Source organism: Frankia sp. CoWAU3 (assembly GCF_977971855.1).
The window spans coordinates 1-10,305 of sequence record NZ_CDWWXB010000013.1 but is presented as its reverse complement, the minus strand read 5'-3'; the positions used below and the strand labels follow the sequence as shown (position 1 = coordinate 10,305).

Genomic DNA, 10,305 nt, shown 5'->3' with positions numbered 1-10,305 from the left:
CCGGCCAGGTTCCGGTTGGTTCGGTTGGTCGAGCCGGTCCGGGCGCTCTGGGTGGTTCAGGCGAGGTGGCGCCCGCGCCGCACCAGCCGGTCCACCCGGGCGCACCGGATTCTCCCGGCGTCCCGGGTGCGCCCACTGGCGGCGCCCGGCCGCCGCGTCGCGGGGTTGCCTACACCACCTATGCGATCACCGTGCTGGTGCTGCTCATCGCGATCGCTGTCGTGGTCTTCGTCGTGCAGAACGACGCGCGCGTGAGCATCTGGCTGTTCGGTTCGACCAAGCAGATGTCGGTCGCGGGTGCACTGGCCGCCTCGGCCGCCGCCGGTCTCGTCGTTGGCCTACTCGTCGGTGTCATTCCTCAGATCAGGCTGCGCCGCGAGTTGCGCCACCTGCGCCACCTGCGTCGCGCGGCCAGCCGCCGGTAGCTGAGCGGAGTCCTTGGCCGCGGGTTGGCCGGTAGCCGGTTGGTGGAAGGGACGTCGGCAAGATGCCAGGCGGATCCCACCGCGTCGGTACAGTCCGGGTCGTGACGCCGTTGCGAACAGATCTGCCACCGGGAGCACAACTCCCGCCACGTCCAGCGAACGCACCGGCGCCTGGCACCGTGCTGCCGTCCCACTACGTGCGGTGCTTCGCCTGCGGTGACCAGTCCGCCCACGGACTGCACCTACGGGTCGACGCCGATGCCGGGCTCGCGCTGTGCGCGACGTTCGAGGTGACCGAGCATCATCAGGGAGCGCCGGGCCTCGCCCACGGGGGCCTGCTCAGCTGCGCCCTTGACGAGGCGTTGGGTGCGCTCGGGCATCTGACCCGGACCAGCCTGGTGACCGGCCGGCTGGAGACGGACTTCCTGCGGCCGGTACCCGTGGGCACTGTCCTGCACCTGAGCGCGCGGGTCGAGGGCGTGCTCGGCCGGCGGGTCTACGCCAGTGGCGAGGGACGGTTGAACAGCCCTACCGGACGGGTCGTGGTCCGGGCCCGAGGGCTGTTCGTCGAAGTACCCATGGAGCACTTCGTCACCCATGCCCGGGCCGAGGACATCCAGGCGATCGAGCAGGATCCGGACCTGATCCGGCTACGCGAACATCAAACTATTTTCTGATCTTCGAATCTCCTGATCTCCGAATCTCGGAATCCGCTCACGGGCAGGACTCGTTTGCTCGCTGTGATTCGACCGCACGGACCGTCACATCTCCGTCACAGATTTAGCTGGCACGGTGGACGTGGCATCCGGGATCGATCCGTTGGGTCGGCTCCCCGGAACTGATTGGAACCGGCTGGCCAGGCCGATCGGTCGGGATCGACCGCTTGTGCCTCGGCCGGGAGCTCCGGGTCTGTCGGGATGCTCCATCGACCGTTGCCTCGGCCCCTGCGTCGGAACGTTCGGAGCTGCGGTCGGCCCCGGCGGCCAATCCTCGCCGGCTGTCGGTCGGCTCGCGGCGGAAAGCTCGACGGAAGGGAGGGCGCGGTGCCGGCGATGTCGCTGCGCTCTGGCGATCCGGAGCGGATCGCCCGGTTCACGCTCACCGCGCGGCTTGGCTCCGGCGGTATGGGAGTCGTCTACCTCGGCATCGACGACGAGACCGGAGAGCCGGTCGCCCTCAAGGTGATCCGGTCGGACTTCACGGCCGATCCCGAGTTCCGCAGCCGGTTCCGTCGCGAGGTCGCGGCCGCCCGGGCGGCCGACGGTGCCTGCACCGCGAGGCTGGTCGATGCCGATCCCGACGCCGAGGATCCGTGGATGGCAACCGAGCACATCCACGGCCAGAGCCTCGCCGAGGCGATCGCCGATCGGGGCGCGCTGGCCATGCCGGTCGTCATGGCGCTGGCGACCGGGCTCGCCGAGGCCCTGAAGTCCATCCACGACGCCGGCATCGTCCATCGGGACCTGAAACCGGGCAACGTGATCCTCAGCGAGGACGGCCTGAAAGTGATCGACTTCGGCATCGCGGCGGCGGTCGACGCGACGGCCGCTACCAGGACGGGGGTGTTGCTGGGCAGCCCGGGTTACATGGCCCCGGAGCAGGTCACTGGACGCGGCGAGATCGGCCCGCCGGCGGACGTCTTCGCCTGGGGCCTGACGGTACTGTTTGCCGCGTCGGGGCGACCCCCCTTCGGCACCGGCCGGCCCGACGCACTGCTGTACCGGGTGGTCCACGACGAGGCCGACACCGGGGATGTTCCGCCGGCCCTGCGCCCAGCGGTCCGCGCGGCGCTGCTCAAGGAGCCCATGGCCCGGCCGAGCGCCCACGCGTTGCTGCGCGTGCTGATCGGGTCTACTGGCGACCCGGGACGCGAGACACGCCGGATACTGCGGGACGCCTGGCTCGCTCCACCGGTGGCGACCCGTGTGAGGAGCCTTCTGCCGGCTGCGGAGGAGGATACCCACGACGCCAAGACGCAGATCCGCCTCGATGCGCCGGAGAGCGCCGGCGCATGGGTGCGAGTGGGCGACGGCGCGGGGACAAATGGCGCGGGGACAGCGGACCGGGCGCCACTCGGGACCGGTGGTCCGGCGGGTGAGTCCGGGCGGGTTGGTGAGTCCGGGCAGGTTGGCGAGTCCGGGCGGGTCCGCGGGTCCGTGCCCGGCGAGGATGACGGTCCGGCCGGTGGCCGGCCGACTAGAGATGATCATGATGTGGCCGCTTCCGCCGAGGTAGCTTCCGCCGGGGCGAAGCGGCCCCTGTCCGGCCGGCGGGCCCGCGCCCGACGCCACCCGCGCCGGACCGCGGGTCTGGCCGCCCTGGCCGCGACACTCGCGGGCCTGGCCGCCCTGAGCGCATCCGAGGCCGCCGGCGACCTCGGTCCGCGGGCCCCCGGGACGGCCGCCAGCTCCCGGGCGACGGGCGGGGAACCGGGGCCCGGCCCGCACGACGTGCCACCCACCCCGTCGTCGCGTGACGACGTCCCGGCCCGATCGGGACGTACTCCTGGGCCACTGGGGCTCCCCTCACCCTCTGTCATCGTTCCTCCCGCCGGTTTGTCGTCGGGGCGGCCGATCCCCGGGTTCCGGGGCACGGTCGGCCAGCTCACACAGGCCAAGGCGTTCACCGACTTCGTCGCAGCCCACGACACCCAGATCATCTTCCTCGACATCTCCACCCTCGCCGAGGGTAACGAAGGGGCCTTCTACCCCGGACCGGACTTTGGGGGGGACAACCGGCCCAACTTCACCCTCTTCGACGCGTGCGGGGCGCTCGGGCCGGGGAAGGAGTGCTTCGGGAGCACGTACCGCCTTGCCGAGATGGCGCACAGCGGTGCTTCCTTCGGCTACGTGCAGGGTTCCTACCGGCTGCGTGGTTATTTCTGGGTCGACCTGGTACCCGGAATGCACCAGGGATTCGCGAACATCAATCTGCGGGCCGTCGACGTCCGGGATCTTCCGCGTTGACGGACGGTCGGCGTTCCGCCGGGTTATGCCTATTTTCCAGGAAAAAACCAAATAAGGAAGGTTTGTGCATCCGGTGCAGGTCGAGTGCCCGCGGTGTTTGTGCAGCCGGGTTCATGGAGACGAAGAGGAGGCAGACTCAGGTTCTGGAGGGTGTTCGGTGTTCCAAATTATCTGGATCGTTCTGGCCGGTCTGGTGATCGGTCTTCTGGCCCGTCTGATCGTCCGGGGTCGGCAGAACATCCCACTCTGGCTGACGGTCGGGTTCGGCATCATCGGCGCGCTGGTGGGTAACGTGATCGCGAGCGCGCTCGGCGTGCGCCACACCGGCGGCTTCGACTGGATCCGGCACATCCTGCAGGTTGGTGTCGCGGTCGCGCTGGTCGCGATCGTCTCCCCGATGTGGGCGGCGCGTCGCGGGCAGAGCAGCGGCACCCGGCGCACCGCGGGCCGACTCTAGCCTGGTGCGTACACCCGGGGGTCCGGTGCGTACACCCGGCGGTGATGCGGGGAAGCGGCCGGTCGGCGGCCGCTGACCGGCCCGGTCGTGCCCGCGCCGGTTGCGCCCACTCAGCGCGCCCGCTCGGTGGCCGCTCAGCGCCCGCTCGGTGGCCGCTCAGTGGCCGCGGTTCACCCAGTCGTCGTAGTCGACACCCTCCTCGCCGATGGTCGTGTCGTCGCCGTGACCGGTGTGCACGACGGTGTGCGCGGGCAGGGTGAGCAGTCTGGTGCGGATCGAGGCCAGGATGGTCGGGAAGTCGGAGTGGGATCGCCCGGTCGCCCCGGGACCCCCGCGGAAGAGCGTGTCGCCGCTGAACAGGACCGGGTCGCCGTTGATCTCCCCGAACAGGCAGATCCCGCCGGGAGAGTGGCCCGGGGTGTGCAGGACGCGCAGCGCTCCACCTTCGGGCAGGCTGATGAGCTGTCCGTCCGCGAGCGCGTGGTCGGGCGCCCGGTGCGGATAGATCGCCTTCCACAGCACCACGTCGGCAGGGTGCAGCGCGATGGGCGCCCGGACCAGGTCCGCGAGCTCCGCCGCCGCATTGATGTGGTCGTTGTGACCGTGTGTAGCGATGATCGATGTGGCCACGCGGGTGCCGATGGCCGCCGCGATCACCGACGGGTCGTGCGCGGCGTCGATGACCAGTACCTCGTCGTCGTTTCCCACGAGCCAGACGTTGTTGTCGACCGTGAACGACTGACCGTCGAGCGTGAAGTCGCCGCGTGTGATCACCCGATCCACCCGAAGCCCGGTATTGACGATCATTGCGTCCCCTCCTCGACCCGATCGGTCTGCCCGCTGCCCGCTGCCCGCTGCCCGCTGCGCGTGTCGCGGGTGCCGTCGGACGGCGGTGCACCCGGTGGGGTCGACCGTATCCGGCGGTTCCCGGCTCCGGGTGGACCCGCCGCCGACGAAGCTCACCAGTGAGCAAAGGCTCGGTGAACGATGGTTCGGTGAACGATGGTTCAGTAGATGGCGGCCCGGTGAACGGCGACTCAAACGACGACTCAGAGGATGACGACGCTGCGCAACACGTCGCCGCGCTGCATCCGGGTGAACGCCTCCTCGACGTCGCCGATCCCGATGGTCTCGGTGACGAAGGCGTCGAGGTCGAGCCGGCCCCGGCGATAGAGGTCGATGAGGATCGGGAAGTCACGGCTCGGCAGGCTGTCGCCGTACCAGGACGACGACAGGTGACCGCCGCGGCCGAAGACCTCGGCGAGCGGCAGCTCCACGGTCATCGTCGGGTCGGGTACACCCACCAGGACCAGCCGCCCCGCCAGGTCGCGGGCGTCGAAGGCCTGGCGGTAGGTCTCCGGGCGGCCCACCGCATCGATGACCACATCGGCGCCGAAGCCGTCGGTGAGCGCCCGGATGGCCACCACCGGATCGTCTGCCGTGGCATTCACGACATCGGTGGCACCGAAGCGTCGGGCCCAGGTGAGCTTCCGGTCGTCGACATCGACCGCGATGATCTTCCGCGCTCCCGCGATCGAGGCGCCGGCGATCGCCGCGCCGCCGACCCCGCCGCAGCCGATCACCGCCACCGTCTCACCCCGGGTGACCCTGCCGGTGTTCACGGCGGCACCGAAACCGGCCATCACCCCGCAGCCGATCAGCCCGGCCGCCTCTGGCCGGGCCGCGGGGTCCACCGGCACGCACTGGCCTGCGGCGACCAGGGTCAGCGGCGTGAACGCGCCGATGCCCAGCGCCGGCGCCAGCGGCGTCCCGTCCGCCAGGGTCATCGGATTTCGCGCGTTGCGGGAGTCGAAGCAGTACCAGGCCATGCCGCGCCGACAGGCCCGGCAGGTTCCGCAGGGGGCCCGCCAGGCCAGCACCACGTAGTCACCCGGGGCCAGACCCACCACGCCCTCGCCCACCGATTCGACGGTGCCGGCCGCCTCGTGCCCCAACAGGAACGGATAGTCGTCGTTGATCGCGCCCTCGCGGTAGTGCAGGTCGGTATGGCATACGCCGCAGGCGCGCACCCGTACCCGTGCCTCGCCTGGACCCGGATCCGGAACAACGATCTGCTCCAGCGAGACCGCGGCGCCCTTCTCCCGGGCCACCACCGCTTCCACCGTCTGCGCGCCCATCCCGGATCCCTTCTCCTCGAGTCTCCCCGAGCACTGATCGGAGAGATGAATCCCTCGTCGAACCGGAGCGGTTACCCCCCGATGTCTGATTTCCTACCTCCGTTGGTGGGGTCCGTCCAACACAGGTGGGGTCCGTCCAACGTGGTCACGCCGCTCATGGCGCGACACGCCGCTTTACGGCCACCCGGCGCCACCGAGAACGGGTCGGTGTCGGTACGCTCCTACCGGTCCGTTTCTGCTCTTTGTAGAAGGAGCAATCCCTCAGTGGTCCGTTTCACCGACACGTCGTCCGTCGCCTCACCGACCCGCCGCTTCTACGGAGAGGTGACGGTCGGTGATCCCCGCCTGTCCGAGGACGGGCGGCTCGAGGCCGGCGGTGAGAGTGTCGATGCGGGGGTGGGCGAGCCCGGACCCACCGGACGGCCGCTGCCGTCGTTTCCCGTCCCGCCCCCGCTGACGTCGCACGGTCCCGCCTGGATCGTCGCGATGTGCAACCAGAAGGGCGGGGTTGGCAAGACCACCAGTACGATCAATCTGGGTGCCGCTCTCGCGGAGTACCGCCGGCGGGTACTCCTCGTCGACTTCGATCCTCAGGGTGCGCTGTCGGTCGGGCTCGGCGTCAACCCGATGCAGTTCGACCTGACGGTGCATGACCTCCTGCTGGGCGGGGACGCCGACGTCCGCGAGGTGATCGTCGAGACCCAGGTCGACGGGCTCGACCTGCTGCCGAGCAACATCGACCTGTCCGCCGCGGAGGTGCTGCTGGTCACCGAGGTCGGCCGCGAGCACAGCCTCGCCCGCGCGCTGGCGCCGATCCTCGACGAGTACGACGTCATCCTCGTCGACTGCCAGCCCTCGCTCGGCCTACTGACCGTGAACGCGCTGACGGCGGCGGACGCCGTCATCGTCCCGCTGGAATGCGAGTACTTCGCGCTGCGGGGAGTGGCGCTGCTGTTGCAGACCATTGACAAGGTGCGCGAGCGGCTCAACTCGCGCCTGGAGCTCGCCGGCATTCTGGCCACCATGTACGACGCCCGCACCCTGCACGCCCGGGAGGTGCTGGCCCGGGTCGTCGAACGGTTCCCGGACGAGGTGTTCCACACTGTGATCAACAGGACGGTTCGGTTCCCGGAGACCACGGTGGCCGGCGAGCCGATCACCACCTACGCCCCGACGTCGGTGGGGGCTGCCGGCTACCGGCGACTCGCCCGGGAACTGATGGTCCGGCACGACACGCCGCCAGCCGTCGGCTGAACCGGGACAACGAGGCGATCGGGGCGAAAAGGTAGCGACGTGCTGTTCCACCTTGCCGAACCCGCGGCGCTTCTCGGGATCCTCCTCGCCTTCCTCATCGGGATCTTCGCCCACGACGCCGTCCAGGTGCTCGTGGCCCGGCTGGTCCGTGACCCGACCCCGATGCGCTTGGGGCGGATGATGACGGGCCTGAAGGACCGGCTCAGCCCGTTCAGCGCAGTCGCCGTCTTCGTCGTCGGCTACGGCTGGGCCGAGTCGGTGCCCATGAACGACGTGTGGCGGCGCCGCCGGTTCCACGTGGCCGCTGCCGTCCTGGCCGGGCCGCTGACGTATCTCCTGCTCGCCCTGGCCGCCCTGGCGGTGTTCCAGCCGCTCGGCGAGCCGGGGCTGGTGCGACTCGGTGACCGCGTCACCGAGGTGACGGTGCCGAACAGCTTCGGTGCCGAGCTCGCGTTGTGGATGGCCGTCACGTTCGGGTCGATGTTCATCATCAGCCTTGTCCCGGTCCCCCCGACAGACGCCGGGCGGTTGCTGTTCCTGCTCGCTCCGACCACGGCTGGCTGGCGCAACGCCCGGTACCAGTTGGCCGAGCGCAACATCGGGTTGGGCATCCTGCTGGCGTTGTTGCTGCTGCCGGTGCTGTTCGTCGGATTCCCCTCGGTCGTCGGCCAGCTCATCGGCCCGTTGCTGCGGGGACTCGCCTCGCTGATAGGCCTCAACCTGGGGTGATGATGATCACGTCGACGCCGCCGGGGCGTAGCGTGGCACCATGACCCGGTCTCGCGCCGCTCCGGCTGACCAGGCCGCTCCGGCTGACCAGGCCGACGGGAAGGCCGCCCCGCGCACCGGCGTGCCGACGGGTCGTGGTGGGCGCACGGAGACCTTCGTCGTCGAACTCGACAACTTCACCGGCCCCTTCGACCTGCTGCTCTCGCTCATCGCCAAGCATCGCCTCGACGTGACCGAGGTCGCGCTCTCCCAAGTCACCGACGAGTTCGTCGCGCACATCCGGCGGCTGGGGGACCGGTTCGACCTCGGCCAGGCCACCGAGTTCCTGGTGATCGCGGCGACTCTGCTCGACCTGAAGGCGGCCCGGCTGCTGCCGGGCGCCCTGTCCGAGGACGAGTCGGCGGACCTGGCCCTGCTGGAGGCCCGCGACCTGCTTTTCGCCCGGCTGCTGCAGTACAAGGCGTACAAGGAGGCTGCGGCGCTCTTCGCCGGCCTCATGGCCCTGGAGGCGCGCCACACCCCCCGGGCGGTACCCCTGGAGCCCCGTTACGCCGCCGCGCTGCCGGAGGTCCAGATCGGCATCGGCCCGACGGAGCTCGCGGCGCTCGCGGCCCGGCTGCGTGAGCCGCCGCTGCCGCCGCTGGTTGCGACCGATCACGTGCACCTGCCCCGGATCAGCGTGCGGGAGCACATGCTCGCCGTCATCGCGATGCTGCGCGAGGTGGGCACCGCGACCTTCGGGATGCTGTGCGTCGGCTGTCGGCAGACCATCGAGGCGGTGGCCCGGTTCCTGGCGCTGCTGGAGCTCTTCCGCGAGGGCCGGATCTCCTTCGACCAGCAGGTCCCGCTCGGCGAGCTGACGGTGCGCTGGATCGCCCTGGATCCGGCGGTCGAGGCGGACGCCCCGCCGATCGGCCACGGGCTGTTCGGATCTGATCGGTACGGTGGGGACGCGCAGGAGGAGTCGCGGGAGGTGGCGTCGTGACCGGGGTTGCCGGGGTTGCCGGGGAGGCCCGGCCGCCGCTGGGCGCGTTGCTCGAGGCGGTCCTCATGGTCGCGGAGAAGCCGGTCGGCGTCGCGGAGCTTGCGACCGGCCTCGGCGCCCCGGCGCTGGAGGTCGAGCGGCTGCTCGCGCAGCTCGCCGAGCAGTATGTCCGCGACGGCCGTGGCTTCCGGCTGCGGCACACCGGTGGCGGCTGGCGCTTCTACACCGCGGACGAGTGCGCCCCCTGGGTCGAGCGCTTCGTGCTCGCCGGCCAGTCGGCCCGGCTGTCGCAGGCTGCGCTGGAGACCCTGGCCGTCGTCGCCTACCAGCAGCCGGTGAGCCGGGGGCGGATCTCGGCGGTGCGGGGTGTCTCCGCCGACGGCGTCATCCGCACCCTCACCGCCCGCGGCCTGGTCGAGGAGGTGGGGCACGATCCGGAGACCGGCGCGATCCTCTACGGCACCACCGACTACTTTCTCGAACGGATGGGGCTGCGCGGGCTCGACGAACTGCCGCCGATTGCCCCCCTGCTGCCCGGTATCGATGAGATTGATGACATTGTTACGTCATGAGTACCAGGTTCCCGTCATGAGTATCGGTGACCGCCCGGACGAGCCCCAGGACCAGGGCATCCGGCTGCAGAAGGTGCTGGCCGCCGCCGGGGTGGGCTCCCGCCGGCACGGCGAGGAGTTGATCGCTGCCGGTCGGGTCCGGGTGGATGGCACCGTGGTGCGCGAGCAGGGCCGCCGGGTCGATCCCGAAACCGCCCTCATCGAGGTCGATGGTGAGCGGATCGTCACCCGGACGGGTCTGGTCCACTTGGCGTTGAACAAGCCGCGCGGGGTGCTCTCGGCGATGTCGGACGACCGGGGTCGGCCGACGATCGCGGATCTGCTCACGGAGTTCGGCGGTGGGCTGTTCCACGTCGGCCGGCTCGACGCCGACAGCGAGGGGCTGCTGCTCGTCACCAACGACGGAGAGCTCGCGCACCGGCTCACCCATCCCTCGTTCGCCGTCCCCAAGACCTACCTCGTCGAGGTGTCCGGCCCGCTGCGCCGTGACGTCCTGCGCCAGCTGCGCGCGGAGGTCGAACTCGACGACGGCCCGGTGCGCGCGGACTCGGCGCGCATCGTCGACAACGCGAACGGACGGGTGATGGTCGAGGTCGTCGTGCACGAAGGGCGCAAGCACGTCGTCCGCCGGATGATGGACGCCGTCGGCCACCCGGTGCATCGACTGGTGCGCACCCGGTTCGGGGCGGTGTCGCTGGGAACCCTGCGCGCCGGGCGGGCCCGTCACCTCACCCGTCACGAGATCGGCGCCCTGTATCACGGCGTCGGTCTCTAGGCTC

The 10,305-nt window shown here is 70.5% G+C and carries 11 protein-coding genes; 9 read left to right on the top strand and 2 right to left on the bottom strand.

Annotated elements, in window-relative coordinates; all coding sequences use genetic code 11:
* The 4 genes from AC08ON_RS02870 to AC08ON_RS02855 all read left to right on the top strand — a co-directional run.
* Window positions 1-425, top strand: a 425-nt coding sequence (locus AC08ON_RS02870) for a lipopolysaccharide assembly protein LapA domain-containing protein (RefSeq protein WP_476616403.1), incomplete at its 5' end; no start/stop codon positions are given.
* A gap of 179 nt (window positions 426-604) precedes the next feature.
* Window positions 605-1,102, top strand: coding sequence for a PaaI family thioesterase (locus tag AC08ON_RS02865; protein ID WP_476606333.1), 498 nt, complete (start codon window positions 605-607; stop codon window positions 1,100-1,102).
* A gap of 375 nt (window positions 1,103-1,477) precedes the next feature.
* Window positions 1,478-3,391, top strand: a complete 1,914-nt coding sequence (locus tag AC08ON_RS02860; protein ID WP_476606342.1) for a serine/threonine protein kinase — start codon at window positions 1,478-1,480, stop codon at window positions 3,389-3,391.
* A 157-nt stretch (window positions 3,392-3,548) separates the two neighbouring features.
* Window positions 3,549-3,848 (top strand): GlsB/YeaQ/YmgE family stress response membrane protein, encoded by a 300-nt coding sequence (locus tag AC08ON_RS02855; protein WP_476606334.1) that lies wholly within the window; start codon window positions 3,549-3,551, stop codon window positions 3,846-3,848.
* A 156-nt stretch (window positions 3,849-4,004) separates the two neighbouring features.
* Here the strand turns inward: AC08ON_RS02855 and AC08ON_RS02850 are convergent, their stop codons facing one another.
* Both AC08ON_RS02850 and AC08ON_RS02845 read right to left on the bottom strand, forming a co-directional pair.
* Window positions 4,005-4,655: an MBL fold metallo-hydrolase gene (locus AC08ON_RS02850; protein WP_476606335.1), complete on the bottom strand. Its 651-nt coding sequence runs from the start codon at window positions 4,653-4,655 to the stop codon at window positions 4,005-4,007.
* A 242-nt stretch (window positions 4,656-4,897) separates the two neighbouring features.
* Window positions 4,898-5,986, bottom strand: coding sequence for an S-(hydroxymethyl)mycothiol dehydrogenase (locus AC08ON_RS02845; protein WP_476606336.1), 1,089 nt, complete (start codon window positions 5,984-5,986; stop codon window positions 4,898-4,900).
* Window positions 5,987-6,250: 264 nt separating this feature from the next.
* On the opposite strand from AC08ON_RS02845, the gene AC08ON_RS02840 reads away from it, so the two are divergent.
* From AC08ON_RS02840 to AC08ON_RS02820, 5 genes are read left to right on the top strand one after another with little or no spacing between them, the layout of a single operon-like run.
* Window positions 6,251-7,240 carry a ParA family protein gene (locus tag AC08ON_RS02840; protein ID WP_476606337.1) on the top strand — a complete coding sequence of 330 codons (990 nt, stop codon included), beginning with the start codon at window positions 6,251-6,253 and terminating at the stop codon, window positions 7,238-7,240.
* A 39-nt stretch (window positions 7,241-7,279) separates the two neighbouring features.
* On the top strand, window positions 7,280-7,969 hold the full coding sequence (locus AC08ON_RS02835; RefSeq protein WP_476606338.1) for a Zn-dependent membrane protease: 690 nt from the start codon (window positions 7,280-7,282) through the stop codon (window positions 7,967-7,969).
* Between the two features lie 40 nt (window positions 7,970-8,009).
* Window positions 8,010-8,954: a segregation and condensation protein A gene (locus tag AC08ON_RS02830; protein ID WP_476606339.1), complete on the top strand. Its 945-nt coding sequence runs from the start codon at window positions 8,010-8,012 to the stop codon at window positions 8,952-8,954.
* Window positions 8,951-9,526 (top strand): SMC-Scp complex subunit ScpB, encoded by a 576-nt coding sequence (gene scpB, locus AC08ON_RS02825; RefSeq protein WP_476606340.1) that lies wholly within the window; start codon window positions 8,951-8,953, stop codon window positions 9,524-9,526. The genes AC08ON_RS02830 and scpB overlap by 4 nt, the downstream gene beginning before the upstream one ends.
* A gap of 16 nt (window positions 9,527-9,542) precedes the next feature.
* On the top strand, window positions 9,543-10,301 hold the full coding sequence (locus tag AC08ON_RS02820; protein WP_476606341.1) for a pseudouridine synthase: 759 nt from the start codon (window positions 9,543-9,545) through the stop codon (window positions 10,299-10,301).
* The last annotated feature ends 4 nt before the right edge of the window (window positions 10,302-10,305 follow it).

Excerpts from the sequence above, each read along its gene's own strand:
- AC08ON_RS02860 (WP_476606342.1), top strand. The coding sequence starts at position 1,478 with ATGTCGCTGCGCTCTGGCGATCCGGAGCGGATCGCCCGGTTCACGCTC.
- AC08ON_RS02850 (WP_476606335.1), bottom strand. The coding sequence starts at position 4,655 with ATGATCGTCAATACCGGGCTTCGGGTGGATCGGGTGATCACACGCGGC.
- AC08ON_RS02845 (WP_476606336.1), bottom strand. The coding sequence starts at position 5,986 with ATGGGCGCGCAGACGGTGGAAGCGGTGGTGGCCCGGGAGAAGGGCGCC.
- AC08ON_RS02830 (WP_476606339.1), top strand. The coding sequence starts at position 8,010 with ATGACCCGGTCTCGCGCCGCTCCGGCTGACCAGGCCGCTCCGGCTGAC.
- AC08ON_RS02820 (WP_476606341.1), top strand. The coding sequence starts at position 9,543 with ATGAGTATCGGTGACCGCCCGGACGAGCCCCAGGACCAGGGCATCCGG.